Genomic DNA, 18399 nt, shown 5'->3' with positions numbered 1-18399 from the left:
GCGCCGCATGATCGACGGGGTAGCCGCGTCCGCCCGTGAACCGAGGAGATCCCCATGCAGCCCGAGCTGTCCGCAGGCCTTCGCCACCGCACCGTCGAGGCCCCGGCCGGGCGCCTGCACCTGGTCGAGCAGGGGTCGGGCCCGCTGGTCCTGCTCGTCCACGGATTCCCCGAGTCCTGGTACTCCTGGCGGCACCAGCTCCCGGTCCTTGCCGCGGCCGGGTACCGGGCGGTGGCGCTCGACGTGCGCGGCTACGGCCGCTCCTCCAGGCCTGCCGCGGCCGACGCCTACCGGCTGCTCGACCTGGCGGAGGACAACGTCGCCGTCGTGCGCGCCCTCGGGGAGGAGAGCGCGGTGGTCGTCGGCCACGACTGGGGCTCCAACATCGCGGCCGCCTCGGCCTTGCTCCACCCGGAGGTCTTCCGCGCCGTCGCCCTGCTGAGCGTCCCCTACGCGCCGCCCGGCGGCCCCCGCCCCACCGAGGTCTTCCACCACATCGGCGGGCCCGAGCAGGAGTTCTACGTCTCCTACTTCCAGGAGCCCGGACGCGCGGAGGCGGAGATGGAACCCGACGTGCGGGGCTGGCTCGCGGGCTTCTACGCGGCCCTGTCCGCCGACACCATGCCGGCGGCGGACGAGCCCGATCCGCACTTCGTGGCCCGCGTCGGCGGCCGTCTCCGCGACCGCTTCCCTGCCGGCGTGCTGCCCGCCTGGCTGAGCGAGGACGATCTCGACGTCTACGCCGGGGAGTTCGAGCGCACGGGGATGACCGGCGCACTCAACCGCTACCGCAACATGGACCGCGACTGGGCGGACCTCGCTCGGTACGACGGGGCCCCGATCGGGCAGCCGTCCCTCTTCATCGGCGGCGCGGCGGACGCCTCCACGACGTGGATGGCCGATGCCATCGACGCCTTTCCCACGACGCTCCCCGCCCTGACCGCCTCCCACCTGCTGGACGGCTGCGGCCACTGGATCCAGCAGGAGCGCCCCGACGAGGTCAACCGCCTGCTGACCGCCTGGCTCGGTGAGCTCTCGTGACGGGCCGGGCCGTACGCGGGCAACACGCCCTGGCGCACGGCCGTGCCCCCGTCCGCCGGCCGGACTCCGGAGGACAGGGGCACCCGCACACCGGACTCAGGACCCCACGGTCACCGTGAAGCGCCTCGGGTTGCCGTCGTTGGCGGCGCCCGACACGTCGGGCTCGCCCTCGGGGCGTACGTCGTCGTACGGGAAGGCGTAGCCGATCGGGCTGTTGGCGTGGACGATGCGCGACCAGTGGTTGGTCACCGCGCCCTGGTAGTAGTCGGCCACCGTGGTGCCGTTGGGCTGGTCCGGGTGGCTGAGCATGATCGAGCGGTTGAAGCCCGCCGCCAGCCGGGCCAGCAGGCCCTTCTTGTCGTCGGAGTCCGCCGGGTTGTTGGTGAACGGCCCGTGGTTGCAGGTGAAGATGTCCTTGGACACGGGCTTGGTGAAGGTGTGGCCGCCGTTGAACGTCAGGGTGTCGCCGCTGACCCGCCCGGTGAAGACGCCACGTCCGCCCTGGAGGTCGATCCGCAGATCGGTCGAGCGGTACTTCTCCCAGACCTCGTCGATCTGCGCGGTGAACAGGTCGCGGAACGGCATCTGGTCCGGCCGGTCGAAGAACGGGGCCATCAGGTTCTGCGGCGAGATGACCCGCAGCACGCTGCCGTCCGAGCCACGCGTGACCAGCTGGTCCCACGGCTGACCGTCGGCGGCGGCCTGCGCGGTGAGGCCGTCGGCGATCTTCTGTACGGCGCCGTCCGGAAGCGGGGCCACCGTGTGGGTGGCGTCGCCCTCCAGCGTCAGGCCGATGGGCAGCGCCGTCACCAGGTCGACGTAGCTGATGTTCGCGTACAGCTGCTGCGGGTTGAACGTGAACTCGCAGAACGACCAGGTGCGCCCGTAGTTCGCGTCCGTGGACGTGGCGAAGGCCGGCTCGACCAGCGACGGGCCCGGGTTGAGGTAGAAGTCCAGGGTGTCGTCGCGGACGAAGTAGACCCGTGCGCCGTACATCTGCGGAAGCGTCAGGACGACCGGGGCGCCGCCCGCCGCGTTCAGCGGGATGGCGCAGTCGACCGGGAGCGGGGTCTGCGGCGCGGCGGGGGAGTCGGGGCGGTAGACGCTGCCGTCCGGCCGCAGGAGCACCCAGCGGTCGGTGCCCTGCTCGTGACCGGTGACGTAGGCGTTCACCCGGCCGGGCAGGGACTTGTTCTCCAGGGCCAGTTCGCAGGTCGCGGCGGACGCCGACGCGTTCGGGCTCAGCGCGCTTCCCCAGAGGGGGTAGGTGAGCGCGGTGGCGGAGGCGGCGACGCCGCCGGAGAGGAACATTCTGCGCGAAATCATGGGGCGACTCCGGGTGTGTGGGGGGCCGCGGACGGGCTGGTCGTGCGGGGAGGTGGAACGGGGGCGTCCGCGGTGCGCACTACTCTCGCGACGGCCGGGACGGGCGTCAAGACTTGCGACTGAGAGCGCTCTCAAAAGAAGGAAGTCTTCACAACTCGACGCAGGTCGACGGTATTTGGCGGTGTCGCGCGGAACCGGACGCGTTGCGGTGATCAGGAACTGAACACGGCGGGCGAGGTGACCCGCGCACACGGACTTGGACTTACGCGGCACGGTTGTTGGACTGGAGAGGCCCTCGGGGCCGTACGTCGTTGACGGTGTCACGACAGGGCGACTACGCAGAGCACATGTCGCCAAGATTTACTTCGGTGGGCGCCGCAGCCGCCGCCTCAGCAGCCGTCCTGGCTCTGGCCGGGACCGCCCTGCCCGCCTCAGCCGCCGCTCCCGCTCCCGCCTCGGCCGCGGCCGAATCCGCCGTCCCGGCGGACGCAAGCGTCATCGGATCGGCGCAGCTCGCCGTCGCCGTCGCCGACGACTTCCCGCGCGTCCTCACGTACACCGACCGGGCCACCGGGGCTCAGCTGTCCGGCAGTACCCGGCCGGTCACCGCCGTCACCCTCAACGGCACCGCCCACCCGGTGCGGCTCAAGGGCGCCCCCTCGGTCACCGCGTCGGCCGCCCGCTACACCCTCGTCTTCGACGGTCTGCCCGGCGTCGAGATCGACGCCTCGCTCTCCGTCTCCGGACGCGCCACCACCTTCAAGGTGACCGCCGTCCGCGACACCGGGGCGTTCCGGGTCGGCACGATCGACATCCCCGGCCACGACCTCGTCTCCGTCGCGAGCACCGACACCGGCGCCGCGACCGCCTTCACGAAGCTCGACCCCGACTCGACGAAGACCGCCGACGTCTTCGCGAAGGTCACCGACGCCACCAAGGCCGACGCGGCACCGGTCGGCGGCACCTACGCGTTTCTCAACACCGGTGCGCTCGCGGCCGCCGTCGAGTCCAACTCCTCGTACGACAAGCCGTCCGGCGCCACCGGCGGCGACGACGCCCGCTTCTGGCACCAGGCACGCAAGGCCGACGACGGCTCCACCCGGGTCGGTGTCTGGTCCGGCCAGTGGACCTACCGCGGCGACGGCGCGCCGAAGCCGGAGAGCGGCGACAACCTGCCCTGGGCGAAGGTCGTCGTCACGCCCGACGCCAACGGGGACAAGACCGTCGACTGGCAGGACGGCGCCGTCGCGTTCCGCTCCATCGGCGTGGTCGCCCCGGGCAGCGAGGACACCGCGGACCGGGTCGTCACCCACATCCCGTTCAACTTCGCCAGCCAGGCCACCCACCCCTTCCTGCGTACGCTCGACGACGTCAAGCGGATCTCCCTCTCCACGGACGGCCTCGGCCAGCTCGCGCTGCTCAAGGGGTACGCCTCCGAGGGCCACGACTCCGCCCACCCCGACTACGGCGGCAACTACAACAAGCGCGCCGGCGGGCTGGGGGACCTCAACGAGCTCCTGAAGGACGGCAAGAAGTGGGGCGCCACCTTCGGCGTCCACGTCAACGCCACCGAGGCGTACCCGGAGGCGAAGGCCTTCGACGAGAACCTCGTCGACAAGTTGAAGCCCGGCTGGAACTGGCTCAACCAGAGCTACTACATCGACCAGCGCCGCGACATCAACAGCGGTGACCTGGCCAAGCGCTTCCAGCAGCTGCGGGACGAGACGAACAGCAATCTCAGCATGCTGTACATCGACGTCTACTACACACACGGCTGGATCGCAGACAAGACCCTCCAGTCCCTCCAGAAGCAGGGCTGGAACGTCTCCAGCGAGTGGGCCGACAAGTTCGAGCGCGGCTCGCTCTGGTCGCACTGGGCCAACGACCTGGACTACGGCGGCGCGACCAACAAGGGTCTCAACTCGCAGATCATCCGGTTCATCCGCAACGGCGAGAAGGACGTCTGGAACAACGATCCGGTGCTCGGCCAGAGTGCCATCGACGAGTTCGAGGGCTGGACGGGCGAGACCGACTGGAACGCCTTCTACGACAACATCTGGCAGCGCAACCTGCCCGCGAAGTACCTCCAGCAGCAGAGGATCACCCGCTGGGACGGCAATGACATCGCCTTCACCGGCGGGGTGAGCGGCACGGTCGAGGACGGCAGGCGGACCTTCTACGACCACGGCCGCAAGGTGCTCAGCGGCACCGACTACCTCCTCCCGTGGGACGGCGGCAAGAAGCTGTACCACTACAGCAAGTCCGGCGGTACGAGCACCTGGGCCGTCCCCTCCACGGGCTCGTACACGGTCTACGCGCTCACGGACAACGGCCGGGTGAGGACCGGCACCGTCCGTCCCGTCGACGGGAAGATCACGCTGAAGGCGGAGGCGGGGCAGCCGTACGTCCTCTACCCGCACAAGGCGCCGAAGGCCGCCGACGCCAAGTGGGGCGAAGGCACCCTCGTCGACGACCCCGGCTTCAACGACACCGGGCTGAGCGACTGGTCGAGGACCGGCACCGCCGCCCGCGACACGGACGACCAGGGCCGCAACAGCGCGAAGCTCTCCGGCACCGGCACGGCCGCGCTCACCCAGACCATCGGCGGACTGAAGCCCGGCTCGCGCTACACCGCGTCCGCCCTCATCGAGGTCCAGCCCGGGAAGACCCGGCACACCACCCTGTCGGCCGGCGGGAAGTCCGTCGCCGTGGACCGCTCCACCGCCAGGGACTACGTCGCCGCTTCCGACTGGCACGGCACGTACTTCCAGCGCGCCAAGGTGAACTTCACCGCCCCGGGGAACGGGCGCACCACCCTGCGCATCGAGGCCGCCGGCGGCAGCGCCGCGACCGTCCGCGCCGACGACGTACGCATCGTCGCCAACGCCCCGGCCACGAAGGCGGACACCGTCGTCCACGAGGACTTCGAGGACGTCGACCAGGGCTGGGGCCCCTTCCTCAAGGGTGACGCGGGCGGCTCCACCGACCCCCGCACCAGCGTCTCCCAGCTGCACGCCCCGTACACCCAGGCCGGCTGGAACGGGAAGCCGACCGACGACGTGCTCGGCGGCAAGGAGTCCCTCAAGGCTCACGAGGAGAACACCGGACTCGTCTACCGGACCGCCCCCTGGACCGTCCCGATGACCGACGGCCACCGCTACAAGATCGAGTACGACTACCAGTCCAGCCACGCCGGCGCCTACGAATGGGTCGACGGGTACGACCGGATCACCGCGGACGGTGAACCCGACACGGTCGAGACCCGTACCACCGCGATCGGCGCCCAGCACACCACCGCTCACTTCAGCGAGACCGTCACGGCGGGCTGCGGCGACACCTGGACCGGGCTGCGCAAGCGCGGCGACGCCCCCGACGGCGCCGACTTCGTCCTCGACGGCTTCACCGTGACCGACCTGGGTGCCGCCCCGGCCGGTGAGCAGGCCGCCTGCGGCACGCTCAGCCTCGACCCGGCCGCCGAGACCCTGGAGCCGGGCACGGCCAACACCGTGAAGGCGAGCTTCACCAACTACGAGGCCACCGCCGCCACCGCGGTATCGGTGAACCTCACCCTCCCCGAGGGCTGGAAGGCCGAGCCCGCCGGAGCCGTCACCTTCGACTCCGTCGCGGCCGGCGCGAAGGTCACCGCGAGCTGGCAGGTCACCCCGCCGGTGGACGCCAAGTACCAGACGTACGCGATGGGTTCCGAGGCCGCGTACACGGTCGGCGGCGCGCGGCGGACGCTCGGCGCGCAGACGTCCGTACGGACCCTGCCGCCGCCGCCCACCACGGACAGCTGGGCCAGCGACCTGGACTGGACCGCCACCTCGAACGGCTGGGGGCCGGTCGAGCGCGACCTCTCCAACGGCGAGACCGGCACCGGCGACGGCACCGCGCTGACCATCGGCGGAACGGTGTACGAGAAGGGCCTCGGCAGCCACGCACCGGCGAAGGTCCGCTACTACCTGGGCGGCAAGTGCACCTCCTTCACCGCCGAGGTGGGCGTGGACGACGTGCAGAAGAGCGCCGGAAGCGTGCAGTTCTCCGTGACGGCCGACGGCACCGAGAAGGTGAAGTCGCCGGTCCTCAAGGCCGCCGACACCGCCTGGTCGCTGACGGCGGACGTCACCGGAGCGAAGTACGTGGAGCTGATCGCCGGTGACGGCGGCGACGGCAACGGCAACGACCACGCCGACTGGGGCAGCGCCCGCTTCCACTGCGGAGGCTGAACGGCTCCATGAGGGAAGGGGCGGGCCGCCGTCGGCCCGCCCCTTCCCCATCGGGGCGGCCGTCATCGCCGTACCCCTTCCCGCCGGGTCGAGCCGTCGTCGCCGTACCCCTTCCCCGTCGTAGTAAGCGCGTGCTAGACCAACCACGGACAGGTCTAAACCACTTGCCCACCGGAGGTAGCCCCGTGTCACTCCTGCCCGTCTGGTCCCGCCGCACCTTCCTCGCCACCGGCAGCGCCACCGCGCTCGGACTGGCGCTCGCCCCGACGGCCCGCGCGGCGCAGGACGAGTTCGAGACGCTCCGGCTGCGCTGGAACGACCTCTCGCTCGGTACCGGTTACGACCCCGCCACCGAGCCCTACGCCTCCAAGCTGGCCGAAACCGGCACACTCGCCGCGGAGTTCCGCTCCACGATGGCCCCCGCCACCGATTCCCTGTGGGCCGGGCACACCTTCGACCCGCCGTCCGGCATCACCTGGAGCTACAGCCGGCTGTGGACGATGACCCAGGCGTACGCCCAGCAGGGCACCGGCCACACCGGCGACGAGGGCCTCCTCGCCGACATCCTCCGCGGCCTCGACCACCTCTCCACGACGGTCTACAACCCGTCCACGGCCCGGTACGGGAACTGGTGGGAGTGGCAGATCGGCAGCCCCCGCCTGCTCATGGACATCGTCGCCGTCCTCCGCCCCCACCTCGGCGAGGAGCGCGTCGCGGCCGCCTGCGCGGCCGTCGACCACTTCATCCCCGACTCCATGCTCACCGACTACAGCGGCACGTCGACCGGCGCCAACCGCGTCGACCTGTGCCGCTCCGTGGCCCTGCGCGGGATCCTCGGCCGGGACGCCGGGAAGACCGCGCTCGCGCGCGACGCCCTGTCGCCCGTCTTCCCGTACGTGACGAAGGGCGACGGCCTCTACGCCGACGGCTCGTTCGTCCAGCACACCTGGGTCGCCTACTCGGGCACGTACGGCCAGGTCATGCTCGACGGTCTCGGCCGGCTCTTCGCCCTGCTGGCCGGATCCACCTGGGCGGTCACCGACCCGGGCCGGCAGATCATCCTCGACAGCGTCGAGCACGCCTACGCCCCGCTCATCCACGACGGTCTGATGATGGACAGCGTCAACGGCCGTGCCATCAGCCGGGGCCTCCTCAAGAGCGACGAGCTCCGCATCATGCGCAGCGACCACTTCCACGGCCAGGGGCTGATCGCCGCCATCGCGCTGCTCGCGGGCGGCGCCTCCGCCGCCGAACGCGACCGGTGGAACGGCATGGTGAAGGGCTGGATCGAACGGGACACCGTCAGCCCGGTCCTCGCCGCGCCGCAGTTCGGCGTCGCCGACCTGTCCCGGCTCCAGGCGGCGGCCGACGCCCCCGTCCCCGCCGCACCCGAACCCGTCGGCCACACCCTGTTCGCCGCGATGGACCGGGCCGTGCACCGCCGCCCCGGCTGGGTCGCCAACCTGTCCATGTCCTCGGAGCGGATCAGCGCCTACGAGTGCGGCAACGGCGAGAACCCGCGCGGCTGGCACACCGGGGCCGGAATGCTCTACTGGTGGCAGGGACAGGACGGCGGCGGCCAGTACACCGACTGGTTCTGGCCCACGGTCGACTGGTACCGGCTGCCCGGCACCACCGTCTCCACCAAGCGCCTCGCCGACCGGGCAGGCGGTGAATGGGGCGAACCCCGCCCGGCCGTGCAGTGGGTCGGCGGCGCGCACGACGGCGAGTTCGCCGCGGTCGGACAGCATGTGAAGGGCCTCGGCTCCACCCTGGAGGCCCGCAAGTCCTGGTTCTGCGCGGCGGATGCGGTCATCTGCCTCGGCGCCGGCATCACCGCGGCCGACGGGGTCCCCGTCGAGACGGTCGTCGACAACCGCAACCTGGGCCCGGACGACGGGCAGGCCTTCGCCCTCGACGACCGCGAACGCCCCCGCTGGGCCCATCTTGAGGGCCACGGCGGCTGGGTGCTGCCCGGCGGTGCAGCTCTGCACACCCTGCGCGAGGCGAGGACCGGCGCCTGGTCCGACATCAACACGACCAGCTCCACCGAGCAGCGGACCCGTCACTGGCAGACCCTCTGGCTCGACCACGGAACCGATCCCGTCGACGCCACCTACCTCTACCTCCTGATGCCCGGCGCCTCCCGGCGCACCGTCGCCGCCCGCGCGGCCGACCGGAACTGGCTGACCGTGCTCGCCAACACGGCCGCCGTGCAGGGCGTCGCGGTGCGCTCGCTCGGGCTGACCGCCGCCAACTTCTGGCAGCCGGGAACCGCCGGAAGGCTCTCCTCGACCGCGCCGGCCGGCGTCCTCGTACGCGAGGGCCGGAGCACCACGGCCGTGCGCGTCAGCGGGCCCGACCGCAGCGGGACACCGTTCGAAGTGGTCTGGGACCACCCGGTGCGCGAGGTCGTGTCGGCGGACCCGGGCATCGAGGTCCGCGCCACCGGCCGGCGGCTCGTGCTGGGCGTGGACCCGGGGACGGCGGGAGCCACCCTGCGGTGCGACGTCCGGTAACCCGTTGGGGCCCGAGTGTGCGCGGAGTCTGGGAACGATGGCCCCTGCACGCGTACCCTCGGGCGGTATGGGGGAGTTGAGAGCGGACTGGCGGCTCCGGTTACGCCGCGGCGGAGCGGACGGACCGGTGTGCGGGGCCGGAGTGCTCCTCACCCAGGACCGGATGCTGACCTGCGCCCACGTCGTCGGTGAGGCGGACACCCGGATGTGGGTGGAGTTCGCCGAGAGCCCCGGCATCCCGCCGGTCGGCGCCCGGGTCGCCCCGGACGGCTGGCTGCCCGGCCTCGACGGGGCCGCCGGCGAGGACATCGCCGTGCTCGCCCTGGACAGCCCGCGCCCGCAGGCGGCGCCCGCACCGCTCGGCAGGCGGCTGGAGCGCGGCCGGGAGGTGTGGATCGGCGGCTACTCCCAGGCCTTCGACGACGGGATGTGGCTGAGCGGCCGGATCAGCGGACTGCACGGCGACTGGGTGCAGCTCGACGCCGGGACCAACGCCGAGGTGGTGCGCCCCGGGTTCAGCGGCGCCGCCGTCCAGACCCGGGGCGAGCGGCCGGGGACGGAGGAGGTCGTCGGCCTGGTCGTCAGCTGGCGCGGCGACCTGGAACTGGCGCCGCCCGTCGAGAACGACCTGGCGTTCTCGTACATGATCCCCGTCGACCGCATCGCCGCGCTCGTGCCGCTGGTCGCCGAACTGAGCGGTCCGGACGGCTGGGACCGCGGGCTGGAGCGGCGGCTGCGGCACTGGTTCGCGGGCGGCGAGGAGCCCGCGGTGCGGTTCGGGGTCGTCGCACGCGGAACCGGCCGCGACCGCGCCCTCCGGCACCAGCTCCACCGGGCCCACCTCGTCTGCCGGGGCGGCGCCACCCGGCGCGAGGAACTCGTCGAGACCCTGGTCGCGCAGCTGCGACCGCCCCGCCACCAGCGCAACGCCTACCGCGACTGGCTGTTGGAGGGCGGCAGGGGCCCGGACCGCTCGGACGGCGGCCGGCCCGCCGGATCGGGGCCCGTGCTCGCCGTGATCGGGCTGGACGAGGACCCCGACCCGGTCGCGCTCGTGTCACTCCTCGTACGCGTCAGGACGCTCGGATTCCGGCTGCTCGTCATCTTCCGCCGCGCCGACGGTGCCGGCCTGACCGAGGTGGCGGGGCAGTTGCTGGTGCCCGCCCTGGAGGAGCGGGCCGAGGTGCTGGTGCGCCGGGTCGAGCGCATCGAGCGGGAGTGGTCCGGACTGCGGGGCATGGTGGAGTCGGCCTCCCTGGTACCGCGCCCCGCGGTCGACGCGGCGACCCGCCGCCACCGCCTGCGGGAACTGGGACTGCTGGCCGATCCGCAGGACCGGCTGACGGAACTGAAGCAGCTGTTGCGGGAGTTACGTGACGACCTCGACCGGTCGAACGGCCCCGGGCAGCCGGGTCAGCCGGATCGGCTGGACCAGCCGGATCGGCCGGCGCAGCCCGGTCTGCCCGGCCAGCGGCCCGGACGCGGACCGGCGGAGCGCCGATGAGGATTCCGTGCCCGCACCGCCGCTTCACCGGCGCCCCCTGCGGCGGGGCCGTCCAGCCGACCGGCTACTGCGACACCTGCGGCCGCGAGGAGGGCGCCCCAGGACTGCCGCCGCTGCCCACCGTCCCCGAGCGGCACGGCCCCGCCGGACTGCTCGAACTCCCGCTGCTGGACCCCGGCAGCCCCGCCGAGCGCCTCGCCGCCGCCGAGCAGCCGGTCCGCATCGTGATGACGTGCTCGGCCGAGGCGTGCCGTACCCCGCTCGTTCCGCCGCACACGGCTGCCCCGCCACCGGACGAGGGGTACTGCCCGCAGTGCGGCGCTCCGTACTCCTACCGCCCCGAGCTGACGAAGGACGGGCCACCGCTCCAGGACCAGTACCGCATCCGCGGCCCCATCGCCCACGGCGGCCAGGGCTGGGTCTATCTGGCGGAGGACACCCACCTCGAGGACTTCGTCGCGGTCAAGGGCCTCCTCAACCGGTACGCGGAACGCGGCGCCGCCCAGGCCGGCGAGGAGCGCCGCAGTCTGGTCGCCATCCGGCACGAACGCATCGTCCAGATCCGCGACTTCGTCAGCACCCGCAACGAGGACGGCTCCGTGTCGGGCGGCTACATCGTGATGGAGGATGTCGGCGACCGGACCCTGACGGCCGTCATCGAGTCGACCCGTCAGGGCGCCTTCGTCCTCGACATCGAGCACGTCATCACCTACGGCTGCCAGATCCTGGAGGCCCTCGCCCATCTGCACGGCATGGGCTTCCTGTACGGGGACATGAAACCGTCCAACGTCATCCACCACCTCGACGGGATCAAGGTCATCGACCTCGGCGGCGTCCGCAAGGCGGGGGCCGCCGACCCGCCGCCCGTCATCACCCCGTGGTTCGCCGCACCCGAGACGGACGGCACGGGCCCCCTCACCGTCGCCCACGACGTGCACACGGTCGGGGTCACCCTGGCCGAACTGGCCGGCTGGGCCGTCGGCGACGACGTGCCGGGGCTCGGCATCAGCTCGTTCCGGCTGGCCGTGGAACGGGCCACGGCCCATGACCCCGAGCGCAGGTTCGGCTCCGCCGAGGACATGGCGGGCCAGCTGCGCGGAGTACTGCGCGAGATCCGGGCCCTGCGCGGCAAACGCGACCAGCCCGAGCCCTCCGCGTACTTCACCCCGTCCACCGAACTGCTGGGCGCCCGCCTGGGCTCGGTACCCGACTACGCGCACTGGCTCCGCCGCCCGCTGTACGGCCGCCCCGAGACACCCCGGGCGCCCGCGCTCGACTCCGGGCTGCCCACCCCGACCGAGATCGCCCGCAGGCTGCCCGTGCCCCGGCCCTATCCGCGGGACCCGCAGGCCGCCCGGTTCGGGGTCAGCAGCTACGACCCGGGACAGCCGCTGACCCAGCCGGACCACGGGGAGCGGTCGGTCGAGATCTGCCTGCACAACGCCCGGCTGCTGCTCGGCCAGGACGGCGACGAGGCCCTGTCAGCAGCCCGGGAGCAGGTCCAGGCCGCCGCCTCGATACCGGGGCCGGGGCCCGTCCGCCAGTGGCGGCTCAGCTGGCACTGGGGCCTCGTCGCGCTACGCAGCGCCGATGTGCTGGAGGACCGGCAGCCCATGCTCGAAGCGGCCCTGGAGCACTTCTCCGCCGTGCACCGGGCCCTGCCGGGCGAGTACGCGGCCAAGCTGGCGCTGGCGTACAGCGCGGAACAGCTCGGCGACGGCCGGCCGGCCGGGGCGGGTCCCTCGGCGTACGAACTCTTCCGGGCCGTGCACGCCCGCAACCCCTCGCACGTCGGCGCGGCCCTGGGCCTGGCCAGGCTCGCTCTGGTGCGCGGCGACCGGGCCGCGGCTACCGAGGTCCTGGACCTCGTGCCCGACGAGTCGCGGGACCATACCGTCGCCCGGATCGCCGCGCTCCGCATCAGGGCGGCCCGGCTCGCGACGGGGGACCGGCCGCTGCCCGGGGAGGCGGAGATCGACGCCTGCCTGGCCGCCCTCGTGCCGCAGCCGGGCTCGCCGTCCCCGGTGGTCACGGGCGACGAGGCGGCCTGGCTGCTGCGGACCGAGCTGTACGAGTGGAAGCTCGACGCCGTCCGCGCCGCGGGCCGGGACCCGCGTCCCCGGGGCGGCCCGCTGCGGATCGGGCTGCCGCCCCCGGCGGTTCGCGGGGAGCGGGAGGTACGGGCGGAGCTGGAGCAGTGCTACCGCTGGCTGGCCCGGCAGCGGCAGGGACCGGCCGAGTACGAGCGGCTGATCGACCTCTCCCACGCGGTCCGCCCGCAGACCCGCTTCTGACGGCCGTCACCGAGGGCCCCGGCCCGACCGCAGGACTCGCACCCCGTCCCCAACCCGTCCGTACCCCTGGAGGCAGTCCATGGGCGCCATCGCCCCCTCGTCCGGGCTGGAGTTCAAGGTGTCCCTGGACGTCCGGCGTGACCAGCAGCCGCACCACGACACCCGCGTCGACGCCCATCTGCGGGTCAAGGCCGCCGGCATCGGCCCCCGCGACGAGGTGCCCGCCGTCGAACTCGCCGTCGTTATCGCGCTGGACGTCGCCGCCGGACGCCGGGAGTCCGCGTCGGCCGCCCTCGCCGCCACGCTGCGCGCCCTGCCCGACGGAGCCTCCTTTTCCGTTCTGGGCGGCGCCGACGAGAGCGGGGAGCCGTCCCGCTGCTACCCGCTGCGCGGCCGGTGGGCGCTGGCCGACACGATGGAGAAGCGCCGCGCCGCGTTCAGCGCGGGCCGGATCGTCCCGGCGGCAGACGACCGGCCGCCGCCCGGCTACCCCGCCTGGCTCGCCGCCGCACGCGCGCTGTTCGCCGAACGCCCCGTGCCGCTGCGGCACCTGTTGCTGATCACCGACGGCAGCGGCCGGGACCCGGCGGACGAGGCCGGGCCCGACGGGGACGGAGGCGCGCTCAGGGACGAACTCGCAGCCTGCGACGGCGCGTTCACCGCGGACGTGCTGGCGGTCGGCGGCGACTGGGACCCGGCGCCGCTGCTCGCCGTTGTCGAGTGCCTGCACGGCACCGCCGAGCACGCCCCCGACCGGTTCGGCCCCGCGGCCACCGGAGCGCTGCGACGGCTGCGCCGGGTCCGCAGCCCCGAACTGCCCGTCGTGGTGACCGCGCGCCCGGCGGTGCGCGCGGTCGAACTGACCGAGACGGCCCCCCGCCAGCAACGCCTCACACCCACCACGGGGCAGGAGGAGCCGCACCGGACCCGCTTCCCCACCCACCAGTGGGAGCCGGGCACCCGCGACTACCTCCTCACCGTGCACGCCGACGCGAGCACCGACCCGCTCGGCGTGCTGCTGCAACTGGCCACCGTCTCCGTCGGGGACGCCACCGCCCCGTTGCTGGTCCGCTGGCTTCCGCCCGGAGTCGCCGTGGGCGCGGGGGCCACCGGCGGCGGGGGTGGCACGCTCCAGGCGATGAACGCCGCCACCCAGATGCGGACCGCCCTCAACCGCGGATACGCCGCGCTCGACCCGATGAGCCGCGACGAGGCCGAGGCGCATTTCGGCCTCGCGGTCCGGCTCGCCACCGAGATCGGTGCCGCCTGGGTCCTCCAGGACGTGCGTCAGGTGGCCGACATCGTCGACGGCCCGCGCGGAGTGGTCCGGGTCGGCCCGACCGTCGACCGTGGCACCGTGCGCCGGGGGCAGCTGCACATCGCCTCGGGCCATGGCCTGGAACTGCCCGGCCAAACCACGGGAAAGCCGGTGAAGTGCCCGCACTGCCGCCATCTCGCCGGGCCCCGCGCCCGGTTCTGCATCGCCTGCGGAAGGAGCCTGTGATGCCCTCGCCGACCCGGTGGACGCACGCCTTCCGGACCCGCCGCCGCACCCGCTCACGCACCAGGCGGCTGCTGGAACGGCACCTGGCCGTCCTGGTGGTGGCGGCGCTCGTCTCGATGTCCGCCCTGCTCGTCTCCTACCGGGAGGTGCAGAACGCCGCGGGCGAGATGCGTACCCGCGGCGCCCCCGCCGTCCAGGGCGTCGCCGCCACCCAGCTGGCGCTGTTGCGCGCCCATCTGGAGGCGCAGAGGTCGGTGGACGACGGGATCGACGAGGTGGTCGGTGCCGGAGCGCGGTACGAGAACCAGCTGGCGGCCGCCGACCAGGGCCTGTCCCGGCTCTCCGACGTACAGATCGACGGGGAACGCGGCCGCGGCGTCCTCCTCACGGTCAGGGGCGTGCTGACCTCGTACAGCACCTCCATCACGCCCGGCGCCGTCAAGTACGTGCACGACGAGCTGATGCAGCGGCAGAAGTTCACGGAGGCCAAGACCCTGCTCGACCGGCCGGGCACAGGGGTCGTGCCGCGTCTGGACGTCCTCCAGGAGCACCAGATGCGGCGCGTGGACCGGGTCAGCTCGCTCGGACCGCTGCAACGCACCGGCTGGGCCGTCGCCGAACTGGGCCTGCTCATCCTGGCCCTGACCTGCCTCAGCGGCCTGTGGGTGCTGCGCACCCGCTGCGGCCGCAGCCACGACCCCTGGCTGCTGGCGGCGCTGCTGGTGACCCTCGCGCTCGCCGTCGTCCCGCTGTGGGCCACCGTCCACACCCAGGAGCGGCTGGACACCGCACGCCACCGCCTGTTCGCCATCGAGCAACGGGCCCACGACCACACGGACCTGGCCCGCTCCCAGACGTACGTCATCGACAACTCCACCGAACTGCGTGGCCGGCTGGCCGCCCGGAGCTGGCAGAACTGGACGTACTACGGGGCGCTGGGCGGCGGCGCGCTGGTCGTCCTGCTGCCGGCCGCCGGTATCTGCCGGCGTCTCAACGCCGACTACTGGAGGGCCGGATGATCCCGTACCCCCGCGCGGTCCTGCTCGTCCTGGCCCTGTTCATGACCGCGGCCGGCTGCGGCCTCGCGGCGCCCGGCGGCAGCGACGCGGAACCGGAGGTGACGATCCTCGGCCCGTGGACCGACACGCAGGAGCAGCGGTTCAAGGACGTCCTGGACGGGTTCGGGATCCCGTACACCTACCAGGGCACCGCCGCGACCCGCGAGGTGCTGCTCGCCGAGGTCCAGGCCGGTGACCCGCCCGACATCGCGATCCTGCCGGGCGTCGGCGAACTCGTCGAGTACGCGGACGAGGGCAGGCTGCGCTCCCTGAAGGGGCTGTACGACCCCGAGGAGTACGGCAACCCGTGGCAGCCCCGTGCGCAGGGCGTCGCCGGCGATCTGTGGTGGGTACCGCTCAAGGCCGACCTCAAGTCCATCGTCTGGTACCGCGACGGCCCGGCCCCGGCCCGTCGACCCGCACCACTGGCCTCCTGGTGCATCGGCATGGGCGACGACGGCGCGTCCGGCTGGCCCGGCAGCGACTGGATCGAGGACCTCATCCTCCAGCGCGCGGGCCCGGTCCTGTACGCGCGCTGGGCGACCGGGGACCTGGACTGGACCGACGACCGTGTGGTCGCCGCCTGGACCACCTGGGCCGGGATGCTCGCCCAGGACCCGGACCGGGCCGGTGACATGCTGCTGGCCGACCACCGCGGACCGGCCGGGGGCCCCGGACTGCTCTTCGGCGGCGGCTGCGACCTGGAGCACCAGGGCTCCTTCGCACGCGCCTTCTACGGTGCCGACAAGGACCGGGCCGCCTTCGTGGACTCGGCGCGGCTGCTGCCCGGCGGCCCCTATACGGTGAAGGCCCACGAGGTGTCGGCCGACTTCGCGGCGCTCTTCGGCCGGAGCGGCCCGGCCCGCGAGATGATCCGGCGGCTCGCCTCCCGGGACGCCCAGGAGGAGTGGGGCCGCACGGGCGGGGTGTTCTCGGCCAACGCCGCGGTCCCGCCCAAGACGGGTACGGTCGACCAGCAGGTGGGCCGGCGCTTCACGGACCAGCGGGTGCCGCTCTGCCTGGACGCGTCGGACGTCATGCCGGCGGCGGTTCGGGACGCGTTCTACGAGGCCGTGCTGCTCACGATGGCGCACCCCGCGGAACCGGTACGGTCGAGGCTGGCGGACATCCAGAAGGTCCAGGACGCCCAGCCCGAGGACACCCGCCGGCTGACGGGGGTGTGCGGCAGACCACAGTGAACCTTTGTGGGACATCCACAAACGAAGACGGGTACGGACTGGTACTTCGCCTGCATGGCCCAAGGCTTCTGTCAGGCTCCACCAGGAAACCGGGCAGGAGACTGTACAGAGTCGACGGCAGGGTTTTCGCGGTCCGGTTCGTAGGGTCGGTACATGACCGTTGTGGACGAAACCCAGGGCGAGCCGAGCGATACCCGTGGCCGTGTGGCGGAACTGCTGGCACTGCGCGAGCAGGCCCGGCGCGGACCGAGTGACCGGGCGACCGAGGCACAGCACGCCAAGGGCAAGCTGACGGCGCGTGAGCGCATCGAGCTGCTCGTGGACCCGGGTTCGTTCAAGGAGGTCGAGCAGCTGCGCCGGCACCGGGCGACCGGTTTCGGCCTGGAGGCGAAGAAGCCCTACACCGACGGTGTCATCACCGGCTGGGGCACGGTCGACGGCCGCACGGTCTTCGTCTACGCACACGACTTCCGGATCTTCGGCGGCGCGCTGGGCGAGGCCCACGCCACGAAGATCCACAAGATCATGGACATGGCCATCTCGGCCGGTGCCCCGCTGGTCTCGCTCAACGACGGCGCCGGCGCCCGTATCCAGGAGGGCGTCTCCGCCCTCGCCGGTTACGGCGGCATCTTCCAGCGCAACACCCGGGCCTCCGGTGTCATCCCGCAGATCAGCGTGATGCTCGGCCCGTGCGCGGGCGGCGCGGCCTACAGCCCCGCCCTCACGGACTTCGTCTTCATGGTCCGTGAGACCTCGCAGATGTTCATCACCGGACCGGACGTCGTCAAGGCGGTCACCGGCGAGGAGATCACCCAGAACGGCCTCGGCGGCGCCGACGTGCACGCCGAGACCTCGGGCGTCGCGCACTTCGCGTACGACGACGAGGAGACCTGCATCGCGGAGGTCCGCTACCTGATCGGGATGCTGCCCTCGAACAACCGGGAGAACCCGCCCACCGCGCCGAGCGACGACCCGGCCGACCGGCGCGGCGACGTCCTCCTGGACCTGGTCCCGGCCGACGGCAACCGCCCGTACGACATGCACAAGGTCATCGAGGAGCTCGTCGACAACGGCGACTACCTGGAGATCCACGAGCGCTGGGCCCGCAACATCATCTGCGCGCTGGCCCGCCTGGACGGCTCCGTCGTCGGCATCGTCGCCAACCAGCCGCAGGCCCTGGCCGGTGTCCTGGACATCGAGGCGAGCGAGAAGGCCGCCCGTTTCGTCCAGATGTGTGACGCGTTCAACATCCCCATCGTCACTCTTCTGGACGTACCCGGCTTCCTGCCCGGCGTCGATCAGGAGCACGGTGGAATCATCCGGCACGGCGCGAAGCTGCTGTACGCCTACTGCAACGCGACGGTGCCGAGGATCTCGCTGATCCTGCGCAAGGCCTACGGCGGTGCGTACATCGTCATGGACAGCCAGTCCATCGGTGCGGACCTCACCTACGCCTGGCCGACCAACGAGATCGCGGTGATGGGCGCCGAAGGTGCCGCCAACGTCATCTTCCGCAGGCAGATCGCCGACGCCGAGGACCCGGAGGCCATGCGGACCCGCATGGTCAAGGAGTACAAGGCCGAACTGATGCACCCGTACTACGCCGCCGAGCGCGGCCTGGTCGACGACGTCATCGACCCTGCCGAGACCCGCGAGGTCCTCATCGCCTCGCTGGCGATGCTCCGCTCCAAGCACGCCGACCTGCCGTCCCGCAAGCACGGCAACCCC

10 protein-coding genes are annotated in these 18399 nt (G+C 72.6%); 9 read left to right on the top strand and 1 reads right to left on the bottom strand.

What is annotated here, in order from left to right; genetic code table 11:
- The first annotated feature begins 54 nt into the window (after positions 1 to 54).
- Positions 55 to 1041, top strand: coding sequence for an alpha/beta fold hydrolase (locus JGS39_RS05570; protein WP_219567599.1), 987 nt, complete (start codon positions 55 to 57; stop codon positions 1039 to 1041).
- 96 nt (positions 1042 to 1137) lie between these two features.
- Here JGS39_RS05570 and JGS39_RS05565 read toward each other — a convergent pair whose 3' ends face one another.
- Entirely contained in the window at positions 1138 to 2367 is a 1230-nt protein-coding gene (locus tag JGS39_RS05565; protein WP_219567598.1) for a glycoside hydrolase family 64 protein, read from the bottom strand.
- A gap of 347 nt (positions 2368 to 2714) precedes the next feature.
- Between JGS39_RS05565 and JGS39_RS05560 the strand changes: the two genes are divergently transcribed.
- The 8 genes from JGS39_RS05560 to JGS39_RS05525 all read left to right on the top strand — a co-directional run.
- Positions 2715 to 6593 carry an endo-alpha-N-acetylgalactosaminidase family protein gene (locus tag JGS39_RS05560; RefSeq protein WP_219567597.1) on the top strand — a complete coding sequence of 1293 codons (3879 nt, stop codon included), beginning with the start codon at positions 2715 to 2717 and terminating at the stop codon, positions 6591 to 6593.
- A gap of 194 nt (positions 6594 to 6787) precedes the next feature.
- Positions 6788 to 9112, top strand: coding sequence for a polysaccharide lyase 8 family protein (locus JGS39_RS05555; protein ID WP_372456129.1), 2325 nt, complete (start codon positions 6788 to 6790; stop codon positions 9110 to 9112).
- 67 nt (positions 9113 to 9179) lie between these two features.
- Positions 9180 to 10616, top strand: coding sequence for a S1 family peptidase (locus JGS39_RS05550; protein ID WP_219567595.1), 1437 nt, complete (start codon positions 9180 to 9182; stop codon positions 10614 to 10616).
- The gene (locus JGS39_RS05545; RefSeq protein WP_219567594.1) at positions 10613 to 12910 is read left to right on the top strand and encodes a serine/threonine protein kinase; all 2298 of its coding nucleotides are present in this window, start codon (positions 10613 to 10615) and stop codon (positions 12908 to 12910) included. Before JGS39_RS05550 ends, JGS39_RS05545 begins: the two co-directional genes overlap by 4 nt.
- Before the next feature lie 79 nt (positions 12911 to 12989).
- Positions 12990 to 14414, top strand: coding sequence for a vWA domain-containing protein (locus JGS39_RS05540; protein WP_219567593.1), 1425 nt, complete (start codon positions 12990 to 12992; stop codon positions 14412 to 14414).
- Entirely contained in the window at positions 14414 to 15433 is a 1020-nt protein-coding gene (locus JGS39_RS05535) for a GlnX family signal transduction membrane protein (protein ID WP_236063410.1), read from the top strand. Before JGS39_RS05540 ends, JGS39_RS05535 begins: the two co-directional genes overlap by 1 nt.
- Positions 15430 to 16671 carry a carbohydrate ABC transporter substrate-binding protein gene (locus JGS39_RS05530; RefSeq protein WP_219567591.1) on the top strand — a complete coding sequence of 414 codons (1242 nt, stop codon included), beginning with the start codon at positions 15430 to 15432 and terminating at the stop codon, positions 16669 to 16671. Before JGS39_RS05535 ends, JGS39_RS05530 begins: the two co-directional genes overlap by 4 nt.
- 153 nt (positions 16672 to 16824) lie before the next feature.
- A partial coding sequence (locus tag JGS39_RS05525) for an acyl-CoA carboxylase subunit beta (RefSeq protein ID WP_219567590.1) occupies positions 16825 to 18399 on the top strand: 1575 nt, incomplete at its 3' end.

It is taken from the genome of Streptomyces poriferorum (assembly GCF_019399235.1).
In the GTDB taxonomy this organism is placed as follows: domain Bacteria; phylum Actinomycetota; class Actinomycetes; order Streptomycetales; family Streptomycetaceae; genus Streptomyces; species Streptomyces poriferorum.
The sequence above is the reverse complement of the archived record's forward strand: the minus strand, read 5'-3'. Positions and strand labels throughout refer to the sequence as shown.

Bases quoted from the DNA above. Each gene is read 5' to 3' on its own strand.
- JGS39_RS05570 (WP_219567599.1), top strand. From the start codon at position 55: ATGCAGCCCGAGCTGTCCGCAGGCCTTCGCCACCGCACCGTCGAGGCC.
- JGS39_RS05565 (WP_219567598.1), bottom strand. From the start codon at position 2,367: ATGATTTCGCGCAGAATGTTCCTCTCCGGCGGCGTCGCCGCCTCCGCC.
- JGS39_RS05560 (WP_219567597.1), top strand. From the start codon at position 2,715: ATGTCGCCAAGATTTACTTCGGTGGGCGCCGCAGCCGCCGCCTCAGCA.
- JGS39_RS05550 (WP_219567595.1), top strand. From the start codon at position 9,180: ATGGGGGAGTTGAGAGCGGACTGGCGGCTCCGGTTACGCCGCGGCGGA.
- JGS39_RS05545 (WP_219567594.1), top strand. From the start codon at position 10,613: ATGAGGATTCCGTGCCCGCACCGCCGCTTCACCGGCGCCCCCTGCGGC.
- JGS39_RS05540 (WP_219567593.1), top strand. From the start codon at position 12,990: ATGGGCGCCATCGCCCCCTCGTCCGGGCTGGAGTTCAAGGTGTCCCTG.
- JGS39_RS05535 (WP_236063410.1), top strand. From the start codon at position 14,414: ATGCCCTCGCCGACCCGGTGGACGCACGCCTTCCGGACCCGCCGCCGC.
- JGS39_RS05530 (WP_219567591.1), top strand. From the start codon at position 15,430: ATGATCCCGTACCCCCGCGCGGTCCTGCTCGTCCTGGCCCTGTTCATG.